The following is a 24890-nucleotide window of genomic DNA, read 5'->3' on the forward strand; positions in this document are numbered from 1 at the left end:
GGTGGCAGAAGCTACATTGAGTCATAGGGGCTGCGCGGACCTTGGTAAGACCAATTTGGAGGCCGCAGGATGGACAGTGGTCAACAAGGAGGACCTTGTGGAGGTGGCATTGCGTAGTGAATGAAGTCCTGCCAAGCCTGTTCCAGTAGACGACAGGTTGTTCGCGTAGGCATGCAACGCACACTTGATGCGGGAGCAGTTCTCCCGCATATTCGGACCGCAGAATCCATCGGGTCATCCGTCTCGGGGGCTCCCGATTTGCTCCGATCAGAGCGAGGATTGGGCCAAGGCAAATTGATTTGACTGCATGCTCATCGAGGCCACCCAACTGCAGCAGTTGAAGTTGGCGACTTCTCGGCAAAACATCAGAGGCTCGACTGAAGGAGATGCCTTCTTCGGCGAGCAGCGTATGGACATCCCTGAATCCGTTGGCCCAGGCCAGACGGCTGAGCCATGAGACCAGTGACTCGCTTGACTGCTCATCGTCGATGCCCTGCAAAGGAGGTCGAACCGGCAGTGTCCGCGGAGGGGCCGCGTAGGGTGACGTCGATTTCACAGGAATGAGCCTGCGTGATTGTCGCCGTCGAGCACCGTGGGCTGGTAGGGCTCGCCAATCTGATTAAGACGACGCATGGCGAAGTCTTGCCGGAACGGGTCGAGCTTCGGACCGGGCTCGTTCCAGATGTTTTCCCGGAACACATTGCTCAGGGTGTCGTAGTTCATCGGGCTGCCCGACGACACATGGTCCGCGACGTCCAGAACGAATCCGGTCACTGTCCGGTGAATGCCATCGGTCGCATAGAAGATCCGGATGCTCGTCTCTTCGCTCGACAGCCAGGCACGCGCGTCTTCCGGGAGATTGGCGGCCAAGGCGCCCACAAAGCCTCTGAACACCTTGAGGTCATCGAGATGGAAGGGGCGCATGCGATGCGTAGCCATGATCCGCGAGCGAAACTGCCCGTTGTGCAGGAACAGGGTTTCGGCCCGCGGAGCCCCCATGAGAACGACCGGTCGCTTTAGCTCTTCCATCAGCTCCTTGAGCGAATCGGTGGCTGCCGCGTAGGTGTGCGCTTTGCCTCGGTCGAGAAAATGCTGCATCTCATCGCCAATGAGAAGCTCGACTTCGCAGGACTTCACAAGAGTCACGATACGGTCCCTGATGTTTTCCGCCGTTCCACGTATCTCACCTGAATTCGGCCCCTTCAGGCTTTTCAACATGGACTGAAAAACCCTCTTCTGCGAAGGCGATGAAGGGATCTTGAAGTGGACGACGGGGATGTGCGTGAAGGTGCCTTGCTCTGTTCGGGGGTGGGCCGCCTCGTAACTGCTCGCCAGGAACGTCTTGGCGACACCTGACACGCCGAGTATTCGCAGGTGCTTGATGCGACCTCGCTTGTAGCTGTGGTGGATTTTCTTGATCCGGTCCCAGGCCTCTTTGAAGCTTGGGATCTCTATGATCATGTTCGATTCGGTCATTCTCTGGACTCCGCTGCCGCGCGCGTTTGCGCTGGCGTAAAGATGTTGAACATTGGGAGTTCTGTGGAGGCTGTTGCCGGGGCGTTTTCGGCCGATGGGGTTGATGCCGCGCCGGCGGGTGCGCCTGAAGAAAAGCCTGGTGATGGCCCTACTGGGGAGGGCGTGCGAGTGGACGTTTGGGGTGACGCGGATAGGGCGTTCGCTGCAGCGGTTGCGCCCGAGCGCTTGCCCGTAGGTTGCGCCTCCACGCCAAGCTTGCGCATGGCGTTGTTTCGGGAGCGAGTCTTTTCCACAGCGGCGCAACCGTCTGCGATCGTCTGCCTCAACTTGCGAGACTTGACCTGCGAGACGACGACTGAAAGATCACCAGGCAAGTTGTTGATCTTCTTCTCGAGCGCGACTTCCGCCGCGCTGAGCTTGGCCTTTGCGGGATCCGTGTTGGGAACCTCGAACCACTCCTTGGAAACGTCATCCTGAACCCACACGCATCGCATCGAGTCCTTGTTCCACCGAAAGGTGACCACCGGGTTTTCGGGCCCCGAATGCCGGCGTCGCAAAGCCTGCAGCGCGGGACTGTTGAACTTGCAGTTAGCCTTTTCGATACCGATGTGGCTGACCGTGCCCGTGTCCCAGTCGCTGCAGATGATCTCGAGCTCATCGGGATCGGCAGGCAAGCGGAGTTCATCGAGGCGAAACGCATCGCTCCACCGCTTCAGAGGGCTCACGGCTGACCCTGGTGCTTGCCGGGAAGATAGTCGTCGACCAACCAGATGTGCATGAGCTTGACCAGCATCGGCAGCTCGAGGACTGCACCTCGCCCAGGTTTGAGGTCCGACTTGTTTGCGTACAAGTGCGACCCGGTCGCTCCGGGCAAGCCCACCATCGATTCATTGAGGGTCCGGAAGAAGCGCTCGACCCGGCCCTTTTGCCAAGGTGAGGCTGTGGCGCAATATTGAATGGCGATGTTCAGGTCAAGGCATGCGTACTTGAACGACTTGCTGTGAAACTCCATGCCGTTGTCCACCTTGAGGAGGCTCGGAACGCCATGGCACGGCCAGTCCCCGTTGATCTCGGGATACCGATCGCGAAGGTAGTTCTTGGGCATGATGGCGTGCCGCAGGCAACTCAGGGCTGCCTGAGCCGAAGCCGTGCCGAAGCCAATATCGAATCCCATGGGCGCGCGACTCACGAACTCGACGGCGACGGTGATCCGCGGGCGCTCAGGTTTGCCGGTCGCCGGGTTCATCACGAAGATGTCCAGGATCGTGTGATCCATCTCCCAGCATTCGTTCAGGCTGTAGTTCTCAGTGCTTTTCATGTTGGATCGATATTCAAGTTCGGCTGCACGGCGACCAAGGCGAGACGCAACGACTTCGTAGCCGCTGCGCCGCTTGGTGAAGCGCAAAAAGGTGTTGTAGGACGGGAGGGGGCTCTGTTGAGAGGTCGGCAACCACTGGTTCTTCTCTGTGATCTCCGCGACGCACGCGTCAAAGCACAGCTTCACGGTAGGCCTCTCCGGAGACATGTACAAGTTGTCGATCACGCGGTTTATTACGCGTTGCGTGGATGAGGGGAGGCGGCTCTTGCCAGGACCGCCGCGCTTGGCGTAATACGGCATCAACGCCGTGTCGTCACCGCCGTACAGGCGTTGCGAGAGCCAGCGTTGCAGGGTCGAGATAGAAGGATGTTTTTCTTGCCCCAACTCTTCGGCCTTGTGCTCGAGCAGCTTCTTGAGCCCAGGCGTCATATGGCGTACGTGAAGACCCTGGCGCAAGATGGCGTCCAAGTACTCTTTCTTGACCAAGCCATCACTGCGCGCCTTCTCGGACAAATCGGCGGACAAGCGGACGGAGAGCCTGAGGGGCTCTTCCCGGGAGGCTTTCTTGGGTTTGGAGGACGGCTTGGGAAATCGAAGATTGCGCAGCTCGTACTGCTTGAACAATTTCTCGAACTCGTACTCGCGAATGTCTCCCGCGGCGTCTTTCAGCTCCACCACATTCGGTGGCTTGATGCCGGCGACTTTGAACTCCTTGTTGAGGAGGATGACTGGGCGATCAGGCGTAAAGGAAATCAGCTGCATCGTGTGCCTCGTGAAAGGTGTCGAAAAGAGGGGTGTCGTCGACTAGGGAAGGTCTGATCAAGTCGTAAATTGGCTTGATGGCGAGCGCGCGTATTTGGTCGTTGCGCTCACAGGCTCGTCTCACCGAGCATCCCATGCGTTTGAGAGGCCCTGCGGCCCTTCATGCCGTCTGCAGACGCACCTGTCCCAGCATCGCGATCAGTTTCTTCCTGGCCATCCACAGGTTCGACAGTGCAAACAGCGTGATCACATGCGCCGTGTTCTTGGCCAGCCCCCTGAACCTCACCTTCGCCAAGCCGAACTGCCGCTTGATCACCCGGAACGGATGCTCCACCTTTGCCCGGATGCTGGCCTTCTGGTATTCCTGCTTGCGCGCTCTGGCTTTGGCTCGGCCCTCGGGCATCTTCGCCATGTCGCTGGGCCTGCCTGCAATGTGCCACTGCACGCTGCGCTTCACCCGACTCTGTGCTCCGCGATAGCCCGAGTCTGCCCACACCTCGCTCTCCTTGCCGTGCAGCAGGTCGCTCACCTGCTCCACGTCTGCCTCGTTGGCGGCCGTGGTCGTCACCGTGTGCACCAGCCCCGAGTCCGCGTCCACGCCGATGTGCGCCTTCATCCCGAAGTGCCACTGGTTGCCCTTCTTCGTCTGGTGCATCTCCGGATCTCGCTCGCCGCTCTCGTTCTTTGTCGAACTGGGCGCCGCGATGATCGTGGCGTCCACGATGGAGCCTCTCTTCAGAAGCAGCCCCTTCCTGGCCAGGTGGGCGTTGACCTGCTTGAAGATGTCCTCCGCCAGATCGCTGGCCTCCAGCAAGTGGCGGAAGTTCAGGATCGTCGTCTCATCGGGAATCGACTCCATGCCCAGGCCTGCGAACGTGCGCAGCGAGGTGATCTCGTACAGGGCTTCCTCCATCGCCGGATCGCTCAACGCGAACCAGTTCTGCATCAAGTGCACACGAAGCATCGCTTCGAGCGGATACGGTCGGCGTCCTCGCCCCGCCACCGGGTAGTGTGGTTCGATGACTTTGAGTAGCGCCTTCCAAGGCACGACCAGTTCCATCTCGGCAAGGAAGACTTCCCGGCGCGTCTTCTTCCTCTTGCCTGCATGCTCGGCATCCGAAAAACTGATCTGGCTCATCGTTGGTCCTCCTTCAGCGTGCGTGTTCAACGTTCAGAGCGGCCATCCGTGGACTTGATCAGACCTTCCCTAGGGGTTCAGCCGTGTCAAAGAAAAGGAAACCGCGAGCAAGAGCCAAACGCGCGTGTTGCAGGCCGAGCGTTTGGACGAGTTGCCCAAAGGTCTTGCTTGAGCTTGAGCGGGTCAGGGCCTGCAGACGTTGGACGTGCGCAGGTTTGAGCGCCGCCTGGTAGTGCTTGCTGAGCAGTTCGGCATTTGCCTGACGACAGCTGGCCGGAAGGTCCCGTTCCGTCAGGACCTTGAAGTCAATGCCAAGGTCGCTCAGATAGGTGTGCACGGCTCGAAGGCGACGCTTCATTTCACCGTGAAGATCCTTCTCCGGCTTGCACTCAAACACCGTGATGGAGCCGCAGCGCAACTGAGTTGCCGAATCCGGCGTGTACCGGAAGCTGTCCTCGTGTCTGCAGGGAATCACCCACTGTCCTGGCTGCGGGATGAGTGCCGTACAGGACCATGAGGCATCCAGCCGATAGAGCGCGTCCCGTTCAAGCGGAGCTTCCCAGTCCAAGAATCCGAAGCGAGAAGGAATGTCGCCACGACGCCTAGTTCCCGAGCGGGTAACGATGTCTCGTGCATTGAATGAGCCGTGTCGCGACGTACGACGCACCAACTCGGCCATGAGTTGGGCGCTCATGTTGCTGCTGCATGCCGGCGCATGCACCGCGCAACGCCTCGGCAAACAGTGAGCCAACCAGATAGGGGGGTGAAGGGGGGAGAAATCCTCACGATGACCTCCCATGAGAGAGGTAAGTTCGTGAGGGAACGCCAGAGGCCTCCCAGGGGAAAGCTACGTTTTTCATGGTTGCTCCTTGCGAGCGAAAGCCGTCCTCGGCGCAAGTCGATGGCCGAGTGGCAAAAATGAATAAACGAAGCAACCCAACCTCGTGAAGCCGAGGCTAAAATAATTGCATAAGCTAGAACAATCCGGTTGAGTCGCTTCAACCAACACCCTGAATGGCGCTGCAACGCCAGACAGGGGCATACGAACGGACGCCACCGGAAGGTCGCGTCCGTTTTTCTTGGGAAGAGTGCTTCCCGAAGGCGCAGGAGAAGGTCAGGTCATGTAAGGGGTGTTAGTGCCAGCGCAATCTTGACCAGCTAAAGCACAAAGGGGGGTGCGGACGAAAACTTGGACTACCAGGAGGTAGTTCATGTATTCATACGAAGACCGCATCCGAGCGGTCACGCTCTACATCAAGCTGGGCAAGCGCACCGGGGCGACTATCCGCCAGTTGGGCTACCCGACGAAGAACTCTTTGAAGAGCTGGCATGAGGAGTACGAGCGGCGCCTGGACCTGTCGTCCGGCTACGTGCGCTCGAAGCCGAAGTATTCTCAAATTCAGAAGGAGCAGGCTGTCAAACACTACGCTGAGCACGGGCGCTGCATCGCCTCCACGGTCAAGGCGTTGGGCTATCCGTGCCGCGATTTGCTGCGTGCCTGGATTGATGAACTGGCCCCCAACTCCCGGCAGCACGTTGTCGGCAGGGCCGTCAGTGCACCTCGACCGCCGCAACTGAAGAAGCTGGCGGTCCTCGAACTGTGCACTCGTGAGGGAAGTGCGCAGGTGGTTGCTCAGAAGCTTGGTGTGAGCAGGCCGACGTTGTACAACTGGAAGAACCAGCTTCTGGGACGTGAGGCACCCGCATCCATGAAACACACCAATCAGTCCCCACGGGCTCAAGAGCGCGATGCGCTCGAGCGCCAGGTTGAGGCGTTGCGCCGCGAAGTCAGGCAACTGCGCCTTGAGCAGGACCTCTTGAACAAGGCCAATGAACGTAAGCCGTCAATAAACCACGCCCTTGCGCGTGGTGCCGGAAGCGACGTGCGCAGCGCGGTCTAAAGTGCGTCGAGCTCGATGTTCCAGGGCAGCAGCGCCTCGTAGTCGTCGACCGTCTGCGCCAGCGGCAGTTTCTTGAACAAGGCGACGAGGTAGCGGTAGGGCTCGACGTTGTTGGCCTTGGCCGTTTCGATCAGCGAGTAGAGATTGGCGCTCGCATTGGCGCCGCCGACGGTGTCGGCGAACAACCATGCCTTCCTTCCAACAACGAAGGGGCGGATCGCGTTCTCCACCGGGTTGGAGTCCAGCGGCCAGGTGCCGTTGTCCAGGAACCGCACGAGCTTGGGCCACTGCCCGTGCAGGTAGTGCAGCGCTTCGCCCAGCAGGCTCGATGGTGCAACGGCGTGCAGGTGCGTGAGCAGCAGCCGTTCGATCTCGCGCACAACGGCGGCGCTGTAGCGCGAGCGCAGCCGCAGCCGGCGCGCGGGCGTCCAGTCCTTGGCCAAGGTCTCCGCACGATACAGCTTGGCAATCAGCCGCACGAGCCGGGTCGCGATCTGATCAGGCGAGCGCGCCGCCTTCGGGATAGCGTCCTCGGCCTTGATCAGCGGTCGACGTGCATGAACCCAGCATCCCAGATGCGTAAGACCGCCGGCCTTCGCGATGCCGTTGTAGACCTCGTAGCCATCGCTCATGAGCGTGGTCCCGGGGCGGATGCCGGCATACAGCTTCTCGGCATGCACGGCGCCGCGCCCCGGCGCGTAGGCGAACAGCCGCACTGGTGGACCGGTGCCGTTCATCTGCGCCCACATAAAACTCTTCGTCTGGGCCTTGCGTCCCGGCTCCTTGAGCACCTGGACCGTGGTCTCATCGCCGTAGATCAGGTCCGAGTCGAGCAGGTGGTCGCGCAGCAGGTTGATGACCGGCTGCACAGCCTGGCCGACGCGCACGATGCCCGAAGCCAGCGTGTTGCTCGCGATGTCGCCCCCGAAGCGGCGTAGCAATACGGCCGTGCGATACAGCGGCATGCCGAACTGGTACTTGCCGGTGATGACCCAGGCCTGCGCCTGCTCGGTGAGCAGCCCGCGCGGGATGATGCGCGCCGGCGTCGGTGCAACCTTCAGGCTCTGATCGCAGCAGGGACAGGCGTACTTGATGCGGTGGTGCTGCAGCACGCGCACCTGCTCGGGTATGACGTCCATCTGTTCGCTGATCTCGGCGCCGATCTCCACCAGCGCGTGCCCGTCATGTGCGCACACACGCTCGGCCTCGGGCAGCTCGTGGCGCACGATCTCGCGCGGCAGCGCGGGGTCCAGTGGCTTGCGTCCACGCTTCTTGCGCTGATGCCCAGCGACCGGTGTCGACTCCTCTTCGTCGATGTCTTCGACCTCGGCCTGCGGCGTCTGATCGGTGGGGGCGAGTGCCTCGGCCTCGTTGAGGAACAGGTCCTTCTGGTCCGTGCCGCGGGCTTCGCTCTTGGCCGCGAACAGCTGACGCTGCAGCGCCTTCAGCCGCTCCAGCGCGAGGTCGCGCTCGGTAGTCGCCACTCGAAGCGCGCCGGCCAACGCATCGCGCTCAGCAATGAGCGCGGCGAGTTCTTCAGCGGTGATGGTGGCAGGCGACGACACGCCCGATTGGATCGGCATGCCTCATCATCGTTCCTTCAGGCCACGCTGGTGTAGCGCCGATGATGGTGGCGTCGCACCACCGCGATGTCGATGCCTTCCAGCAACCAGTGCAGCTGCTCGGGCGTCAGCGTGGGAACCGCCTCGGCCGAGGGCCAGATGAATCTGTCCTTCTCCAGGCGTTTGAGCAACAGCCAGAAGCCGTTGCGCTCCCAACCCAGGATCTTCACTCGGTCGCGTCGGCGATTGCTGAATACATATGCGCAGGAGGCGAACGGGTCCAAGCCCAGCGCCTGCTCCACCAACACGGCCAGGCCGTTGATGTTCAGCCGGAAGTCCACGGGCTCGCGGTGCAGGTAGACCTTCAGCCCTTCGTCGAAGCGGAACATGGCAGTCGGCTCAGCATCTGCACGAGCGTGGGCAATTCCTTCAAAGTCGTCTCACCGAGATCGAGCTGCACGCCGTTGGGCAGTCGCACCTGCAATCCGACCATCGGGGGCGGTGCTGCCAAGGGGCCTTCATCCGAGATCACCGCCACCGCCGTAGCTGGTGTGTGGGCGACCGCGGGAACCGTCACCGCACACTCGCGCTGAGGCACTCGTTCACTCGGATCTTGTTCGCCCTCTACGTGTACGGCAACGAATGGCGCATCCTGCGCTCGCGCGATGTCGCCCGCTGATACCTGAGCGCTTCGTCGCTGGTAGGCCGTGATCCACGTTCTCAGCAAGTTCGTGTTGACACCGTGCTCCATCGCCATGCGTGCCACCGAAACTCCTTGCTTCAGGCAGGCAACGATCAACTCCTTCTTGGCGGCCTCGTCGTAGACGCTGCGACCGTCACTCTTGCGCCCCACAACCAGCCGGCCTCTCAACTCTGCGTACTGCTCTGTCATGTCTACATGTCCATGTTGCTCTACATGGGCACGTAGCCTCACAGCTCATCGTTCACTGAACAAGGGCGTGATTAATTGACCGCGTACCAATGAACTGCTAAAAAAAGGCCTGGGCGTCGACCTGCAGCTCCTGTCCAACCGGGAGAAGGCACTGCTGATTGACGCCCTCAAAGAGCACTATGACTTGCCAGAGCTCCTTGGACAGTTGGGTCTTGCACGTAGCTCGTACTTCTACCATCGGGCCCGCGCAGCGGTGGGTGACAAGTACCTCGAAGTGCGTCAGTCCATCACCGAGATCTTCGAGTCGAACCACCGTTGCTACGGCTACCGCAGGCTGCAGGCCTCGCTGACCAGGCAGCAGGTCAACATCTCGGAGAAAGTGGTGCAGCGGCTGATGAAGCAGGAGCGCCTGGTTGTTCCAATGCACAAGAAGCGCAGATACGCCTCGTACCTGGGGGAGATCAGTCCAGCACCAGAGAACATCATCAACCGAGACTTCCAGGCTGCGGCACCCAATGAGAAGTGGCTCACGGACATTACAGAGTTCCAGATCCCCGCCGGCAAGGTTTACCTGTCGCCGATCATCGATTGCTTCGACGGGATGGTAGTGAGCTGGACCATTGGCACGAGCCCGGATGCTGAGTTGGTTAACACCATGCTGGATGCAGCCATCGAGACGGTGACGGACACCGCTGACCGGCCTGTGGTCCATTCCGACCGCGGCGGCCACTACCGTTGGCCAGGCTGGCTATCGAGAATGAGCGATGCCAACCTCATCCGCTCGATGTCCCGCAAGGCCTGTTCTCCGGACAATGCGGCTTGCGAAGGCTTCTTCGGCCGCCTCAAGAACGAACTGTTCTATCCTCGGGACTGGAAGGGCACGACCATCGAGCAGTTCATTGAAGTGGTCGACTCGTACATCCGCTGGTACAACGAGAAGCGGATCAAGATCTCCCTGGGGGCACTCAGCCCGATCGAATACAGGGTGAGTCTTGGACTTGCGGCATAAAACCAGTCCAAGTTTTTATCCGCACCCCCGCGATTTCCATCGAATATTGACCCACCCTCTTTGCGAACCAGCCGGCTCACGGTGTGGATAAGTTTTTGGTTTTCTCCTTTTTTGGTTGGACTGCCTGAACGGGTTGCGCCGAGCTGTGTTTGAAGCGGAAGCTGTCGTTTCCGGTCTCCAGAATATGGCAGTGATGCGTGAGCCGGTCCAGCAGCGCCGTCGTCATCTTCGCATCGCCGAAGACGCTGGCCCACTCGCTGAAGCTCAGGTTGGTGGTGATCACGACGCTCGTGCGTTCGTAGAGCTTGGACAGCAGATGGAACAACAGCGCACCACCTGAGGCGCTGAATGGCAGGTAGCCCAGTTCGTCGAGCACCACCATGTCCGCGTACATCAGCCGGTGCGCGATGTGGCCAGGGTTGCCACTGGCCTTCTCTTGCTCGAGGGCATTGACCAACTCCACCGTCGAGAAGAAGCGCACCCGCCGATGATGGTGTTCGATGGCCTGCACGCCCAGCGCTGTCGCGATGTGGGTCTTGCCTGTGCCCGGCCCGCCCACGAGCACCACGTTCTGCGCGTCGTCCATGAACTCGCACCGATGCAGTTGGCGAACCAGGGCTTCATTGATCTCGCTGTTGGCGAAGTCGAAGCCGGCGAGGTCCCGGTAGGCTGGGAAGCGGGCCAGCTTCAACTGATAGGCCACCGAGCGCACCTCCCGTTCGGCCATCTCGGCCTTGAGCAACTGCGAGAGCATCGGCTGCGCGGCCTCGAAGGCCGGCGATCCTTGCTCGGCCAGCTCCGCCACGGCTTGGGCCATGCCGTGCATCTTGAGTTCGCGCAGCATGATCACGATCGCGCCGCTGGCTGGGTCATGTCGCATGGCGCACCTCCTGGCAGCTCACCCAGTTGCGCGACCTGCTGGCGGCGCAGGCGCGCCCCCTGAGCGTGTCGTAGCGAAGCACATCGGCCTTCGGCTCGTTCACCAGGCGCAGCGCCTGCGGCGCCGTGACGGGCGCCGGCGCAATGGGCTTGGCATCGAGCAGGCGATGCAGCACGTTCAACACATGGGTCTTGCTGGCCACGCCGGCTTCCAGCGCCAGCTCGACCGCGGTCAACACGGCCTGTTCGTCATGGTGCAGCACCAGCGCCAGGATCTCCACCATCTCGCGGTCGCCGCCTGGTTGCTTCATCAACGCGGCCTGCAGCCGCCTGAAGCCTTGCGGCAGCTCGCTGAACGGCGCTCCGTTCCTGAGCGCTCCTGGCTTGCGTTGCAGCACTGCCAGGTAGTGCCTCCAGTCGTAGACGGTGTGGCCCGCGGTGTCGTGGCGCCGGCCAATGATGCGCTTGTGCTCGCACACGATCTGGCCCTCGGCCGCTACCACCAAGCGCTCGGCATACACACGAAGACTCACCGGCCGGTTCGCGTAGGAGGCCGGCACGCTGTAGCGGTTGCGCTCGAAGTGCACCAGGCAGGTGGGGGAGACACGCTTGGTGTGCTCGACGAAGCCATCGAAGGGCCTGGGCACCGGCATGAGCAGCGCACGCTCCTGCGCCCAGACTTCGGCGATGGTGCCCGGCAGCTTGCCGTGGGCGATCTCGCCCCACAGCGCCTTGCAGCGCTCCTCCAACCAGCTGTTGAGCAGCGCCAGCGTGGCAAACGCAGGCACGGGCTGCCACAGCCGGTGCCGCGCATCGCGCACGTTCTTCTCCACCTGGCCCTTCTCCCAGCCGGAGGCCGGGTTGCAGAACTCGGCCTCGAACAGGTAGTGGCTGACCATGGCGCCGAAGCGCGCGTTGATGTCTCGCTCCTTGCCGCGGCGTACCTTGTCCACGGCCGTCTTCATGTTGTCGTAGATGCCCCGTCGCGGTACGCCGCCGAGCACCTCGAAGGCCCGGTTGTGCGCGTCGAACAGCATCTCGTGGGTCTGCAGCAGATAGGCGCGCACGATGAACGCGCGGCTGTGGCTGAGCTTGAAGTGCGCCACCTGCAGCTTGGTGCGCTCGCCGGCGATGACAGCCCAGTCCTCGCTCCAGTCGAACTGGAATGCCTCGCCAGGGCCGAAGGCCAGCGGCACGAAGGTGCCGCGTCCGGTGGTCTGCTGCACTTCGTGGCGGTGCGCATACCACTGGCGTGCAAAGGCCGCCACGCGGTTGTACGACCCCTGGTAGCCCAGCGCGGCCAAGTCGGCGTGCATCTGCTTGAGCGTGCGGCGCTGCTTGCGGGACTTGGACGCTTCGCTCTTGAGCCAGCCGCTGAGCTTCTCAGCGAAGGCGTCGAGCTTGCTCGGGCTGATGCGCTTCGCGTAGCTGGGCGCCGCCTCGCCCTCGCGAAGGTACTTGCGGATGGTGTTGCGAGACAGGCCCGTGCGCCGGGCTATCTCTCGAATGGACAGTTGCTCTCGCAGTGCCCAACGTCTGATGACACTCAGTGTCGCCACGTCAATCACTCCTGTGCTCCTGCTGCTAAAAGCAGCAGGTTAGGGTTATCACGTGGGTCAGATTTAGATGGAAATCACACGGCCAAGTGGGTCACTTCTGGATGGAAATCAACAGCGAGCTCCAGATACCGCTGCTGACCGCTTCTGGCGACGCAATGTCGCTGAAGTCACCCTTTAGCTGCGACCGTTTAGAAGCTAGACAAGACTTCGACTGAACACATCAAAGCGTACGGCACTCAAAATTGAAGCGGCACCAGCGCGCTGTCTGGCGGCCGTCTCAAACAAGTGAAACTCTCGCCGGGTTCCTACGTGACTCACCACTTCGGCAACAATGGCAAGCGCTCTATCTTCATTGTGTCGACCAAGCCAATCTAGCATCGCTGCGAAAACCTTCTCTCGTGCAGCGCCCCGTTCTACCTGCCATCTCATCCAGTGGTCGAAAAAAAGCACCGTACCGCCCAGGGCGCGATCCAAATCCGCCGTATCTATCGGGTCGTCAGGAAGGTATATGTGCCGATCTGACGCACGCTGCATTCGAGGATCGAGGCACTGAGTACGATATTCCAGCCAACCTCTCTTTGTACAGAACCTCCATAGATGTTCGACCTCATTTTCAGTAAGTAAGTCTATATACGGCCTCAGATTTTGTAGCTGCGCAGGAGTGGACAACGCGATCTGCCCATCGAATTCGATGGTGGCAGTTGTGACGAAGTGCATGAGGAGAGCACCGGGCTTCTTGGAAGTGTCAAAAGCCGCGCGCACCAAGATCCCCGCCTCTGGAACCGTTGAGAGCAGTGCAATCTGTACCATTAATGGCCTTCTTTTCATCTTCGCCCATCGACTGCTTAGCATCGAGATCGCAAGCTTGGGTTCGACACGCGTGAGCGCTCTGGCAGCTGCGTACTCCAAGTTGGTGTAGCTCTCTCCCTGCTCATTGCCTACCTGATCGAGAAGTGGGTTGAGTGCATCCGTCAAGGCGTTTGACCAGAGATAGCGCGAAATTTGGAGCCAATGTTCAGGTGCCTCTGGCATCTTTCGAAGCACTTCTGGTATGACCGTCCGGTCATGTCGGCGAGCTCGGGCCCACAGCGAACGCTCGTACAAAGGACTTTCTGCAGCGATCTGGCGCACGAACTCGAGATCTTTGTCGTCCAGAGTTAGCTCCCAAAACGCGAATGCCTGCTTTCGGACATCGTCACATTCAGCCTCATCACGAGCAATCATCATGAGTCGCTTTCTCGACTCCGGAGACATTCGCTTGCCGATTTCTCGCGATTTTCGCTCCCAGTCGTCCTTTAGGGATTGCGCATTTATGAACCCGCACTTTGCTGCGTAACGGGCGAGCTGCTCCACTGCGTGCGGATGATCTACGGTGCGCAGCATGTACGTGATCGGCCATCTGAGTTTTTCGGATGCATTTGCACGCTCGACAAAATAGCGCAGCGCATCGCGCGGTATATAGGTCCCGAACTCCCATGCCACGTTCTCTGCCGCCAGGCGCTCGGCAGGCTGTCCGATCGTGGAAGCAGGCTCTTCCGGCAAGCGTTCCCATGCGTCGCATACAGGACCCAGCGTCCTTTCTGGATCTCCACCGCAACAACGTGCGGCCGCAAACAGGTAAGAGCGTAGTTCATCATTTCTTTGCTCGTTTTGGCTCCAACAAGCATGAACCGCTTGTGCAAGGGTATCCGCGCCCAGATATCCGGCCAGTCGCAACGCCCCTTCCCTCAAACCCGCCTTCCCGGGTTCACTCAGGTCGGTGCGACTCAGGATTTCGGCCACGGCAGCAACCAGATTGCTGCCATACATTCTCTTGACCAGTGCGAGAAGGTCTTCCTTCCCGGCGACAGTCACACCGATCTCATACATCGAGAGGAGTACCAACCCTGCAAGAACACCCCCATTTCTGAAGGAAGCAGCAAGAAGCGGATGCGATGAATGGTCCTCGGACGGAAATTGTGCGACGAGTTGTCGAACGTGTGGACTGGTCGTCTCCGAGAGGACATGTGCAACCGCATATCGTCGGTTGGACATGAAATCGCTCTTTACCTCGCCTTGGCGCAGCCATTGACTGAGCGCCTGTGCAGCAATTTCAATGTAGCGACTGTCTAATTCTGAGGCCACCTTCAATGCATGTGCTCCTGCCGAAGGCGTTTCGTCCATCAGGTTCAGCAATTGTTTCAAAGGAAGCTCAGCTTTAACAATCGCGCCCGCGACCGCTTCGGCAAAGAATGGATCGGTAACATAGTCGGGCACACTATCTGCCCCAAGTACGTCGACAAGGGCGCCGCTGAAAAGGCTGTACATCACCCGGTCGTGCCTGAACTCAAGTGCCTCTGTAGTGCTCGCACCGGACATCCGAATCACACTACCTTCGCTCGCGATACGCCTCAACAGCGCGATCGCATCCGGATCAGCAATCCACGTTTTGACTTGAACCCATGAGGGGTTGGATGTGCGGTGCTGCAACATGAAGCGCACCAGTTGGTAAAGCGCCTGTATGACTTCGGAATTAGTGCGTTGCGCCTGAATCGCAACGATCCTGAGGCGCTCATTGATATAGGTTTGGATGACGCCCGCGACTGTCCCATCCGAAACCAAATCATGTAAACCAATCAACAAGGGGTCTCGCCCCAGTCGATTTGCAATAGATGCTGCGCGGTGCTCATCTATCTGAAGTTGAAGCACATCGGCGCGCTTACGTACGGCCCGAACCGCCTCGGCAGGGGTGTATCCATCAATATGAACCACTGTCAAGGCGGCAAGTACGCGTTCTTGATCCTCGATCACGTCGAGGTATCGTGGCCAGATGGGGCATACAGCACGCCACAGTCGCTCAGGTGCACGTGTCCAGGACAGGAGCTTGTTCAACAGCAGTTCCGGACTGGCCGTCCGATTTACATCCTCTATCAGTATTAACAAGGGCTCAGACAGAGTGCAAAGTGCGAGTGCTTTTCCGCCGGCTCCAGCTTCAAGCTCGGGCTCTTGACGTCGCAACTCCCCCTCGAGCGCCGTATCGATAGTCAGCGCATTGACGAGCAACTCCGTCTTAAGAACGATCGCCGGCAACTCACTCTCAAGATATGCGCCTAGCGCACTCGCGCAGGCGGTCGTCTTGCCCATTCCTGACGCCCCTACTACCAATGTGTCGCCACGTTCAAGGACGAAGCCATCACGACGAATGTTTTCTCCGGCTACGGCAAGCGGAAGATGATCCCGAAAGCTCCGTTGCCCGAGTTCGAGAAGAAGCTCTCGTGACATGAGCTTCACCGATATGCCTAAATGGTTGCGGCGGATGATTTGCCCCGCTGGATCCGTGTCCAAGAAATAGGCAAGCCTTGAGACAGGCCATATGTCGAGCTCGATTCCCGCAGCGTGTGCAAGCGTCTCGACTGACACGCGCAGGTCCAAAGATGTCTCCTGATTGGTTGTCAGGGCAAAGGTCACAGCCAGGTTCGGGTGAATGTCACGAAGCCTCTGAATCTCTGCAATCCCCTTGATTAGGTCTCCTGCCGGCTTGGTCGGTTTACCTCCCGGCTTTCTGGGTTTGACTTTGGCCGGATCATGGAGCCACTTGCCCTTCAAGTCTTTCTGATCGGTGGTGTGTGCCGCGCATACAAATCGTGCGCCCTCGGTCGACTGCACCCAGCCGACGTTGTCAAATGGGGCCTTCACGGTCTTGCCTCCCGGTTGTACTCCCGGATGCGACAGGTTCGCATAGACTGAAGAATTTGCAGCGCGCAGCACCGATGCTGCAATGCGTTCAAAAGCGGCGACATCGTTCATCTCAGCAAGACGTCGTGCGGTGTCAGTGTTGTTAGCCATGGCGTTGAAGGCTGATCGTGACGCAAAACTGTGCGGCGGATTGTCAGGTTAGCGGTGTGATAGCAAATGACACGGCCTGATTACGAGCAGTCTAACGGTCCCTAGTCTTGCGGGTAATGATGGACGCAATGAGACGTTAATCGAATCGGAATTGTTCGGCGTGGAGCGTGACGCCTACACCGATGCTGGCGCAGCGCGGCCGGGGCGCTTCGAGCGCGCCCATGGCGGCACGCTGTTCCTGGACGAGATCGGCACACTGAGCTAGGTGGCCCAGGGCAAGCGTGCTGTGCACGCTGCAGGAAGGCTAGGTCGAGCGCGTGTGCGGTACGCGTCCCAAACACTGGGCGGCGGCTATAGCCGCGAGGGTATGGAGTGGTTGGTGTCCCGACTATGCAGTCCTGATCGAACTGTCCAGCACAAGGAACCGTAGCGCCGGGGTCGATCTGGAGAACTTGCTCGTCGAATGGCTGGGGCAGCAGGTGGAGCGGGGCCGTTTGAACGACGCCGTGTTGGACAAGCCCGATGAGTTCTGACGGCTCCGGCACTCCATCAGCGAAGCCGTTCAGCACCTGGGGCGCATGGTTGCGTTCGATCTGGCGGTTCCTCGTTCGTCATTTGCATCGTTTCGCTGCCGGTGTATCGCCATGGTCCGGGACCTGGCGCCTGGCGCGCAGATTTGCGACTTCGGCCGTCTGAGGGATGGCGGCGTCCATCTAAACATGTTCATCCCCGATGAAACTTCCTCCGACTAGGTCCTTGCCCTCCGTGATGCGATCTACGACCTGATCGTTCGCGAATTCCGGGGCAGCTACAGTGCCGAGCATGGGGTCGGCCCCCACAACCAGCGCTGGTATTGGCGCTACTCCGAGCAAGCGGTTCGTGATTGGGCGTGCATTCTGCATGGGCACTTTGACCCTGCAGGACATTTCGGCAACGTGCGGCTGGATTGATTTCCCGGTTTACTCCTGCGGTCGCCGGTGGCACGCTGCAACTCAGACGTTGATCACCAACCCAGGATCGAACGCCTGGTTTTTGATCCTGCCACTCCAGTTCACGTAGCCGTGCGGGATCGGCATCGGTCACTTCCAGGACACTTCGTCTCCAAAGATCGAGAGCACCCGGAACGTTCGAAGGGCCGTGACCAAGTCTCGTGTACACCTAAAGCCGGTGGCTCCCGCGGCCCATGGCCTGCTGTTCGCTGTGTCGCGGATTCGTTGTTGGGGGGCGGCCATTGCTTCGCGTCTGTGAGCCTTGCAATTCTTGACAGGTGCAGCTAGCGTCTCACCTTGACGAGTAGCCGCGGTCCGGCCACGGAAATGATGACACGATCAGGGGAGCGGAATAGATGCGCAAATCGCCTTTCGACACGACGCCTGAGCGGCGGCCGCTGCGAATCTTCGCCTTCGACCCGATGCTCGCGCGTGCCGGCGATCATCGGGTGACGATCGAAGTTCCGTACAAGCCGATCGTGCGGACCGAACGGTCCTTTAGCGACGATCGACTCGAAGTGGTCGACTACGACGCCGCCACCAAGCTTTACTACCGCGCCGTCGACCTCGGGGACGACAAAATCGCGATGACGCACGGGCTCGAGCCTCTTGAGAATGACCCTCAGTTTCATCAGCAGATGGTGTACGCGGTTGCTTCGAAGGTGCTCGAGAATTTCGACCGCGCCCTTGGAAGGCGCCTGCGCTTCAGGGGTGGCGATCGGCTGCGGCTGATGCCGCACGCGTTCCAGACGCGCAATGCCTACTTCGACGAGGAACTGAACGCGGTACTGTTTGGCTACTTCACCGCCGACGACGAGGATCCCGGCGCCAATCTCCCCGGGCAATTAATCTTCACCTGCCTCTCGCACGACATCGTCGCCCACGAAGTTGCGCATGCAGCCCTGAGCCGGCTGCAAAGCCACTACAACGAGCCGACCAGCGCGCAGGTTCCCGCGCTGCATGAGGCGTTCGCCGATATCGTCGCCCTCTTTCAGAGGATGACTTTCCCCGAAGTGGTGGCGCCGGCGCTTCGCGAAACGCGAGGGAATGTTCTGGACCCAAAGAACAGGCTGCTCGACATCGGGGCCCAGTTCGGCTCGGCCAGTGGGAAGGGGGGGCCGCTGCGCAGGATCGCCGGAAAGCCCAATCCTGAACTCTTTGCCAAGACGACCGAGGCGCACGATCTGGGTTGGATCCTGGTGTCGGCTGTCTTCGAAGGGTTTGCGGCAACTTACGAGAGGCGAATCCGGGACTTGCTGCGCATCGCATCTGGCGGAAGTGGGCGACTGCCCGATGGCGAACTGCAACCGGATCTTGTCAACCGGCTTACCGCCGAGTGCGTGCGCACGGCACAGTCCGTGCTCGTCATGTGCATCCGGGCCACCGACTATCTGCCACCAATAGATCCCACGTTCAGCGACTTCCTGCGGGCCATGGTCACGGCCGATTTCGAACTGAATCGTGCGGACGACTCGGGGCTGCGTGCGGACATGATCGAGGCCTTCCGGTTGCGCGGAATCCGCCCGCAGGCCGTAGGTTCCCTGGCCGTGACATCCCTCTTGCTGGAATCCGAGCCCGCCGCAGACGCACCGGACGCCACCCTAGCCGAAATAGTTGCTGACCTAGCGACGTTCGGTGCACGCGAACTGGGCCGTAACACCACTCCGCTACGCGCCAAGAGCGAGAAAAGGCGTCGATTACCCAAACCGACCTTCAAGGAGTACTTGCAGTCGCAGGCGAGCACTTTCAGCGCAGAGCAGGCACTGATGCCCGGCACTAACGTCTCCGTGCCGGCCGTCGAGTCCGATGAAGCAGACCCTGTCCTGCGGGACATCGCGAGGCGTTTGGGCGGGTGGGCGGATGGCGCCGCGACGCGTCGGCGGCTCGGTCTTGACCTGGAGCTTCCCGTGGCTGTTCGTGGCTTTCATTCGGTGCATCGCATCGCCGCCAGCGGCGAGCTTCTGGTGGAGATGGTGGCCCACTTGGTACAGACCAAGAAGGAGCCTGCGGCAGACCTTGGCGGGCTCAAGGTTCGGGCAGGTGTGACGATGATTGCCAACATCGATGGTCAGATCCGCTATGTCGTACGCAAGCCCTTCAATCCGGTACGCGAGGAACTCCTGCAGCAATGGGTGACGCGATTCGACGAGGATGATGGGGATGGTTGGCCCGTGAATGCACGCGCCCCGGACCGAATCGTTAAGGCCTATTCGGCACGCGCCATGGACAGGAGGAGATGGCAATGAACGAAACCGTGCGCATACGCATGTACAACGTCGGCTTCGGAGACTGCTTTCTCCTGACGCTGCCGGGACCGAAGACTATCTTGGTGGATGCCGGATTCCATGCCGCGGGCAAGGGCGAATTCACTGCGAAGGAACTCGTGGAGCAGATCATTGCCGACGTGACGGAAATTCACGGTCGGCCGCGCATCGATGTCATCATCGCCACCCACCGTCATGCTGACCATATCTATGCATTCAACGCGGGCGAGTGGGATCAGGTTGAAGTGGGCGAAGTATGGATGCCGTGGGTAGAAGACCGTCACGACCCCGTTGCGCGAAGGCTCTGGAAGGGCCAGAACAAATTCGCACTCAGCCTGATGCGAGCGCGGGGGGCGCTCGGCCTCACCGCTGACCAACTGAAAGACGTCGAATTCATCCTCTGGAATGCGGGTGTCGACTACGTACCTGGGATGGCACTCGACGGTGCGGCCGGATGGTCCAACGCCGGGGCGTTGGACTGTTTGCATGGTGGATTCGCCAGCCGTGATCGAGAGCTTCCCCGTTTCCTGCCTGAGAGCGATTGCCCGGAGAGCTTCACGCCCGACGTGCTACCGAAAGTCAAGATCCACGTCCTCGGCCCCATGCGGGACCCGGACTTCATCGAGGAACTCGACCCAGCCGCGGACGACGAAACGTATCGGGCCATGAGCCTGGTGGCGGGTGAGGCGATGAATGAGCCCGCTTCATCGCCGTTTGGCCAAGGGTGGCACGTTCCTCCTGACGAAATTGGCGGAGGACTGGCCGGGGAAGACGTGGGTTACCTGGAAGGTCTGTCGCGGGAAGTCGATGCCGTGTTTGCCGCTGAAAAGGTCGATGGGATGGTGAATTCGACAAGCCTCGTCTTGGTGTTGCAGGTAGGGAAGGCCAGGCTCTTGCTGCCCGGTGACGCCGAATGGGGCACCTGGAAGCTGATCCTCGCCAATGAGAAGTCCGTGAGGCACTTGAAGGGTGCCACCTTCTTCAAGGTCGGTCACCACGGAAGCCACAACGCCACTTCAAAGACCCTTGTGGAACGCGTCTTGCCCAAGAACATCCCGGCCATGATCTCGACCCAAGAGGGCACTGGTAACTACCGGAAGAACATTCCACTCGGGGATCTGCTTGGTGCCCTGCACGAGCATGGCATCGACTATGTCCGCAGCGACGAGCCGAACGAGGTGCCCGACGCATTTACAGCGGATGCCGAAGCGAAGTGGATCGACCTGGAGATTCCGTGTTGAACCTAAGCATTGCGCTCGACCGCGCCAGTTGGCTGAGAACATGGCGAAGGACGTGCTGCCGGCAGTGTCTGCTCCTGGCCCGATTGTGTTGAAAAACTCGGTCGCAGCATTCACCACTGCCCAGCGACAAAGATCGAACTCTCAGATCGTCCTAGGATCGACGATCGCGCCCGCGGAATGGTTTGACCACGCCTGCAAACGGGCCAAGGAGAGCACTACCCGAGTTTTCAACAGAATCGGACAGGAACGGCTCTTCAGACGTCGGGCGGGGGCTTTAAAGGCATTGGCGGTTTTTATCCTCCTTCGGATTAACTTAGCTAGGCTGTTCCGGTGGAGCATCGATGGGCAATAGGGATGCTCGACGAACGGTGCCTCTGCCGGCGTCCTTGCTTGCATATGAAGCTTGATCTGCAGCTTCAAATGCTGCACTGATTTTCCCGGGCAGGGCCACCTCCGAAACACCGACGCTGATCGAAACTGTGAACTCTTGCGTCTTGCTGGTTTGGTCTGTCCATCTCACTGGAGCACTAGCCAACTCCGCACAAATTCGTCGCATGGCTCCGGCAGCTTCCTCTTCCGTGTAGTTCGCGCACATGACACCAAATTCATCCCCACTGATTCGGTAGACGCGGTCTTGCTCGCGGACGGTCTTGCGAATGACTGAGGCGATGTGTCTGAGCGCTTCATCGCCGGCGGCGTGGCCGTAGTTGTCATTGACCTGCTTGAAGTGGTCGACATCAATACGGACGCAAGCGCTAGGATATTTCAAGACCAGCTCTCCATTGCCGATTCGTTCAATATCCTGCTTGTAAGCCCCTTGATTGAGCAGCGATGTCAAGCTGTCGAACCGATGCCCGTCGCCAGGGATCGGTCTCGACATCAGCTGACGCACCGGACCGGGCCTGCAGAGGCATGGGACGAGTTGGCAATCGGGACAATGGCCGGGGTAGGCGGACCACAGGAGGTCTTCGGCCAGTACAAGCTTTGCTTCGCCAACAGCCGGCAGCGAAGACACGAGCGCGAACCACCAGGCGATGAGATCCGACATTTCGTTGTCGAAGTTATCGGGATACAGATGATGAAAACGAATTGCCTCGCCTACTTCTGCGACTTCCTCAATCATTCGGATGAACAGGCCTCGGCAGATCTCCTCCCAATGCGTGGCGGGGTCTAATCCCTTGTGCCAGGAGTCCTCATAAATCTCTCGGAACATGAGCTGGAAGTCGTTGACCCTCCGAATTCCCTTGGCGTGATGAAAATACATCTCGCCGAGTTGTTCCTCAATCAACGTTGGTTTCTCTCCTGTCCAGCATGCGCATGGCTTCTTCAAGCAGTATGGGCAGACCGTTGGAAACTTTTTCAGCACGAGTTTCTCGAGGCTGCCGGGGGTGGACCTTACCTTGCAGACTAGTGCTGTCATCCAAGCGAAGATCTTCGGCAAGAACTGCGCCGCTCGCGCTAAGTCGCGGCGCTTGAAGAGATGCTTGGCGAAGACACCACAGACTTCGGTAAGGTGGGCGTGAATTTCATAGGGCGTCTTGGCGTAGTTCTGGGAGCCGCCATAGATCGCTTCCAGCATTAACACCCATTCATCGAGACTCTGGTTTTTTGTGAATGGCATCGCTTCTCCTCTTGCTCTTTCTCTTAGTTCTTTTCGGGTGTGCTGATGATCACCCGGCGATGTGGCTTGGCAATAGCGTTCACACCTAGTCTCCTTGTTGTCCCGGGACCAGCGGGAAAGTCTAGATGGTCAGAATTTTGGGGACTTGAGCGAGCTATTTCCATCTCCGCCCTCTTTCGAGAACCTGAGAACCTCATCGCCTTGGATGTTGTGACGGCCCAAGAGGCGATTTCATTTTTTGGCTTTGAAAACTGCTTGGCGCCATGCTCGAGTGCCTCAAGCCTGTAGCAGTTTCGTCTCGAACGGGGACATGGCGTCTATCAACTCCGTGGTGATTGAAGAAAGCTTGGAGACTAGGGTCTTGCGACAACGCCGGTGATGCGGCCGGCCGTTTCGACCAGAGTCAATGCAGATGGATCAAGGAAACAGCCCCAATCTGTCTTCAGCCATGCTCTGTGCGGATGGCCAACGTTGCATCCGACCCCAAACATAGAGCCCAACTCGCCGCACGGCCGCATCGACTGACGGCGACGCGAGCTCACTTTTAAGGTCTCCATCCTCAATGGCGATCATCACCCCGGGACTCCGTTTACAGATGGCTTACTTGATCACCGCCACACAACACGAGTGTCGAAAGTCATGCCTCCCTAGCGATTGGCCTGTATTTTCTTCGTACAAAGCGAGCCATCGCAATCCTTTATTCATGGGATGCTGAATTCGTGCGGAAATGCCAGGCATGTACGCGACGAAGTAGAAGTGAGCTACCGTGCCACTTGAATCGTGAGTCACCCGCGCCGGCTTCTCCATTTAGCCGTCGAAGGGCTCGGGCGACCTTTGCATTCGTAGATACTGTGAACCGCCTGTTCGACTGCTACTAAGCCGTTTAGAGTCAAGGGGAATTCGGCGCTTGCCACACTGCGATGGTGCGTCTGCAACGAAGTCGACGAATTCACTGCAATGAGCGAAGCATCAACTGTTGCGCAGTTTCAGGATCTCAAACGATTGAGGGAGGCTGCCGCGTGGAAACTGCTCGGCGCCGATACTGCCCCTTTGATTTGTACCTGCCTTTTGGCGCTCTTCCCAGGTACTGGCAGTCGGCAAGTGAACGCTGCAGCGCTGCACGCGAAGCTCGACCTGCTCTTAGAGTCTCTGCGTGCCGCCGGAGTTGATCCATCCCAGCCAGCGCAGGGGTATGCGGCTGATTGGGTAACAAATGGCTGGCTGCGGCGTGACTTTCCTCAAGGTGCTCAAGAGGAGCACTACAGCCTGACCGTCGCCGCCGGAAGCGCGCTACGAATTGTCGAAAGCTGGCGCCCGAGCGTGACAGACACCACCGGTGGTCTTCGCCTGGAGAGTCGCTTGGCGTCGGTCCGCTCGCTCATGCGACAGCTTGATCAGTTCACCGACGACAATCCGCAGGCGCGATTGGCCTCGCTCTATGCGGAGAAGGCGGCCATCGAGTATCGGATTCAGGAGACCGAGGCAGGCCGAATGGTCTCCATCGACGAGGACCGGGCGGTCGAGTGGGCTCGGGAGATCATCGGCCAGGGGGATCAACTGCAGGGAGACTTCGATCGGGTGCGCGATCAGTTCGAAGTGATTCACCTGGATCTTCGCAAGCGACTTCTTCAGCACGAAGGCTCGCGTCGGGAACTCGTGGAACAGCTTCTGGATGGAATCGACATCATCCGGGAAACCGATGCGGGGCGCGCATTCCAGGCGTTCTGGAATCTTCTGATGGACGCCTCGGAAGTCACCATCTTCGAGGAAACGGCGCACGCTCTGGCCAACCGCTCGTTTGCAGCACGACTGTCATTCGACGAGCGATTGGCCTTGGAGACCCTCAAGGCACGGCTGCTCGCACAGGCGACAGATGTTCACGAGGTGCGCGGACGATTCGTCTCCGGTCTGCATGCCTACGTTCGCAGTCGCGAATATGCGCAGCAGCGCCGCATCATGCAACTGGTCAGCCAGGCCCACAGAGCCGCAACCGCATTGATCGGGCACGTGCGTGCCAATGAAGAGATCGGCTTTAATTTCGACCGTACAAGTGCAGCGGTGCGGTCGCTGTCTCAATGGTCGCTGCACGATCCAGCCGCATCTGCGGTCGCCACACGAATCGAAGATCACGTACCGGAACTGGCCTCACCTGAGGAACTTCGATTGATGGTCTTGCGGGCGGAAGTCGATATGCGTGCGATCAAGAAAAATGTCAGGGAGTATTTGAGTGCAGTGGGACACGCAAGTACAGGGGACTTCCTGAAGGCGTATCCAGCGACCCAGGGGCTAGGCACCGTGCTCGGCTACCTTCAACTGACCATCAGACATGGCAAGGCCGAAGAAGATTCAGAACTGCTGCAGTGGACTGGTATGGATGGTGAGCTGCGCGCCGCATGGGCACCACGGTACACGGTGACAAAAGAATGTATCGATGCCATCAAATGATGGCCTGGA

The 24890-nt window shown here is 59.7% G+C and carries 16 protein-coding genes and 4 pseudogenes; 7 read left to right on the forward strand and 13 right to left on the reverse strand.

Annotation, left to right across the window (positions count from 1 at the left end; all coding sequences use genetic code 11):
- Nucleotides 1-145: 145 nt before the first annotated feature.
- The 6 genes and pseudogenes from ABL840_RS01540 to ABL840_RS01565 form a co-directional block, all read right to left on the reverse strand.
- Nucleotides 146-556 (reverse strand): annotated as a pseudogene (locus tag ABL840_RS01540) (TniQ family protein); the annotation flags it as partial.
- A complete protein-coding gene (locus ABL840_RS01545) occupies nt 553-1476 on the reverse strand; it encodes a TniB family NTP-binding protein (RefSeq protein ID WP_093308088.1) in 924 nt (307 codons plus the stop codon). The gene ABL840_RS01545 and the pseudogene ABL840_RS01540, both read right to left, overlap by 4 nt.
- Nucleotides 1473-2201 (reverse strand): hypothetical protein, encoded by a 729-nt coding sequence (locus ABL840_RS01550; RefSeq protein ID WP_143043080.1) that lies wholly within the window; start codon nt 2199-2201, stop codon nt 1473-1475. The genes ABL840_RS01545 and ABL840_RS01550 overlap by 4 nt, the downstream gene beginning before the upstream one ends.
- Nucleotides 2198-3556, reverse strand: coding sequence for an integrase catalytic domain-containing protein (locus ABL840_RS01555; RefSeq protein WP_093308090.1), 1359 nt, complete (start codon nt 3554-3556; stop codon nt 2198-2200). The genes ABL840_RS01550 and ABL840_RS01555 overlap by 4 nt, the downstream gene beginning before the upstream one ends.
- 160 nt (nt 3557-3716) lie before the next feature.
- Entirely contained in the window at nt 3717-4694 is a 978-nt protein-coding gene (locus ABL840_RS01560) for an IS5 family transposase (protein WP_418115967.1), read from the reverse strand.
- Nucleotides 4695-4752: 58 nt separating this feature from the next.
- Nucleotides 4753-5388, reverse strand: coding sequence for a hypothetical protein (locus tag ABL840_RS01565; RefSeq protein WP_143043088.1), 636 nt, complete (start codon nt 5386-5388; stop codon nt 4753-4755).
- Nucleotides 5389-5905: 517 nt separating this feature from the next.
- Between ABL840_RS01565 and ABL840_RS01570 the strand changes: the two are divergent.
- Nucleotides 5906-6529: pseudogene (locus ABL840_RS01570) on the forward strand (transposase); the annotation flags it as partial.
- A gap of 62 nt (nt 6530-6591) precedes the next feature.
- Here the strand turns inward: ABL840_RS01570 and tnpC are convergent.
- From tnpC to ABL840_RS01585, 3 genes are read right to left on the reverse strand one after another with little or no spacing between them, the layout of a single operon-like run.
- On the reverse strand, nt 6592-8178 hold the full coding sequence (gene tnpC / locus ABL840_RS01575) for an IS66 family transposase (protein WP_093308107.1): 1587 nt from the start codon (nt 8176-8178) through the stop codon (nt 6592-6594).
- A 17-nt stretch (nt 8179-8195) separates the two neighbouring features.
- Nucleotides 8196-8546, reverse strand: a complete 351-nt coding sequence (gene tnpB / locus ABL840_RS01580; protein ID WP_093308108.1) for an IS66 family insertion sequence element accessory protein TnpB — start codon at nt 8544-8546, stop codon at nt 8196-8198.
- Entirely contained in the window at nt 8522-9049 is a 528-nt protein-coding gene (locus ABL840_RS01585) for a transposase (RefSeq protein WP_418115934.1), read from the reverse strand. The genes tnpB and ABL840_RS01585 overlap by 25 nt, the downstream gene beginning before the upstream one ends.
- Nucleotides 9050-9131: 82 nt before the next feature.
- Here ABL840_RS01585 and ABL840_RS01590 point away from each other — a divergent pair.
- Nucleotides 9132-10058, forward strand: a pseudogene (locus tag ABL840_RS01590) (IS3 family transposase); the annotation flags it as partial.
- A 76-nt stretch (nt 10059-10134) separates the two neighbouring features.
- Here the strand turns inward: ABL840_RS01590 and istB are convergent.
- The 3 genes from istB to ABL840_RS01605 form a co-directional block, all read right to left on the reverse strand.
- The gene (istB, locus tag ABL840_RS01595) at nt 10135-10938 is read right to left on the reverse strand and encodes an IS21-like element helper ATPase IstB (RefSeq protein ID WP_093308008.1); all 804 of its coding nucleotides are present in this window, start codon (nt 10936-10938) and stop codon (nt 10135-10137) included.
- The gene (istA, locus tag ABL840_RS01600; protein ID WP_093308009.1) at nt 10928-12505 is read right to left on the reverse strand and encodes an IS21 family transposase; all 1578 of its coding nucleotides are present in this window, start codon (nt 12503-12505) and stop codon (nt 10928-10930) included. The genes istB and istA overlap by 11 nt, the downstream gene beginning before the upstream one ends.
- A 186-nt stretch (nt 12506-12691) precedes the next feature.
- Nucleotides 12692-16321, reverse strand: a complete 3630-nt coding sequence (locus tag ABL840_RS01605; RefSeq protein WP_143043065.1) for a hypothetical protein — start codon at nt 16319-16321, stop codon at nt 12692-12694.
- 130 nt (nt 16322-16451) lie between these two features.
- On the opposite strand from ABL840_RS01605, the pseudogene ABL840_RS01610 reads away from it, so the two are divergent.
- The 4 genes and pseudogenes from ABL840_RS01610 to ABL840_RS01625 all read left to right on the forward strand — a co-directional run.
- A pseudogene (locus tag ABL840_RS01610) lies at nt 16452-16626 on the forward strand (sigma 54-interacting transcriptional regulator); the annotation flags it as partial.
- A 477-nt stretch (nt 16627-17103) separates the two neighbouring features.
- Nucleotides 17104-17271 (forward strand): FAD-linked oxidase C-terminal domain-containing protein, encoded by a 168-nt coding sequence (locus tag ABL840_RS01615; RefSeq protein ID WP_418116345.1) that lies wholly within the window; start codon nt 17104-17106, stop codon nt 17269-17271.
- A 395-nt stretch (nt 17272-17666) separates the two neighbouring features.
- Complete coding sequence (locus ABL840_RS01620; protein ID WP_093308014.1) at nt 17667-19556, forward strand: hypothetical protein; 1890 nt, start codon at nt 17667-17669, stop codon at nt 19554-19556.
- Nucleotides 19553-20815, forward strand: a complete 1263-nt coding sequence (locus ABL840_RS01625; protein WP_093308015.1) for an MBL fold metallo-hydrolase — start codon at nt 19553-19555, stop codon at nt 20813-20815. Before ABL840_RS01620 ends, ABL840_RS01625 begins: the two co-directional genes overlap by 4 nt.
- A gap of 313 nt (nt 20816-21128) precedes the next feature.
- On the opposite strand, the gene ABL840_RS01630 is transcribed toward ABL840_RS01625, so the two are convergent.
- Complete coding sequence (locus ABL840_RS01630; RefSeq protein ID WP_093308017.1) at nt 21129-22436, reverse strand: GGDEF domain-containing protein; 1308 nt, start codon at nt 22434-22436, stop codon at nt 21129-21131.
- A gap of 957 nt (nt 22437-23393) precedes the next feature.
- Between ABL840_RS01630 and ABL840_RS01635 the strand changes: the two genes are divergently transcribed.
- On the forward strand, nt 23394-24881 hold the full coding sequence (locus tag ABL840_RS01635; RefSeq protein WP_093308018.1) for a DUF3375 domain-containing protein: 1488 nt from the start codon (nt 23394-23396) through the stop codon (nt 24879-24881).
- The last annotated feature ends 9 nt before the right edge of the window (nt 24882-24890 follow it).

Origin of the sequence: Variovorax sp. NFACC27 (assembly GCF_048301545.1) — a bacterium.
GTDB lineage: Bacteria > Pseudomonadota > Gammaproteobacteria > Burkholderiales > Burkholderiaceae_C > Variovorax > Variovorax gossypii.

Bases quoted from the DNA above. Each gene is read 5' to 3' on its own strand.
- ABL840_RS01545 (WP_093308088.1), bottom strand. From the start codon at position 1,476: ATGACCGAATCGAACATGATCATAGAGATCCCAAGCTTCAAAGAGGCC.
- ABL840_RS01555 (WP_093308090.1), bottom strand. From the start codon at position 3,556: ATGCAGCTGATTTCCTTTACGCCTGATCGCCCAGTCATCCTCCTCAAC.
- ABL840_RS01560 (WP_418115967.1), bottom strand. From the start codon at position 4,694: ATGAGCCAGATCAGTTTTTCGGATGCCGAGCATGCAGGCAAGAGGAAG.
- ABL840_RS01565 (WP_143043088.1), bottom strand. From the start codon at position 5,388: ATGAGCGCCCAACTCATGGCCGAGTTGGTGCGTCGTACGTCGCGACAC.
- tnpC (WP_093308107.1), bottom strand. From the start codon at position 8,178: ATGCCGATCCAATCGGGCGTGTCGTCGCCTGCCACCATCACCGCTGAA.
- tnpB (WP_093308108.1), bottom strand. From the start codon at position 8,546: ATGTTCCGCTTCGACGAAGGGCTGAAGGTCTACCTGCACCGCGAGCCC.
- ABL840_RS01585 (WP_418115934.1), bottom strand. From the start codon at position 9,049: ATGACAGAGCAGTACGCAGAGTTGAGAGGCCGGCTGGTTGTGGGGCGC.
- istB (WP_093308008.1), bottom strand. From the start codon at position 10,938: ATGCGACATGACCCAGCCAGCGGCGCGATCGTGATCATGCTGCGCGAA.
- ABL840_RS01605 (WP_143043065.1), bottom strand. From the start codon at position 16,321: ATGGCTAACAACACTGACACCGCACGACGTCTTGCTGAGATGAACGAT.
- ABL840_RS01620 (WP_093308014.1), top strand. From the start codon at position 17,667: ATGCGCAAATCGCCTTTCGACACGACGCCTGAGCGGCGGCCGCTGCGA.
- ABL840_RS01625 (WP_093308015.1), top strand. From the start codon at position 19,553: ATGAACGAAACCGTGCGCATACGCATGTACAACGTCGGCTTCGGAGAC.
- ABL840_RS01630 (WP_093308017.1), bottom strand. From the start codon at position 22,436: ATGCCATTCACAAAAAACCAGAGTCTCGATGAATGGGTGTTAATGCTG.
- ABL840_RS01635 (WP_093308018.1), top strand. From the start codon at position 23,394: ATGAGCGAAGCATCAACTGTTGCGCAGTTTCAGGATCTCAAACGATTG.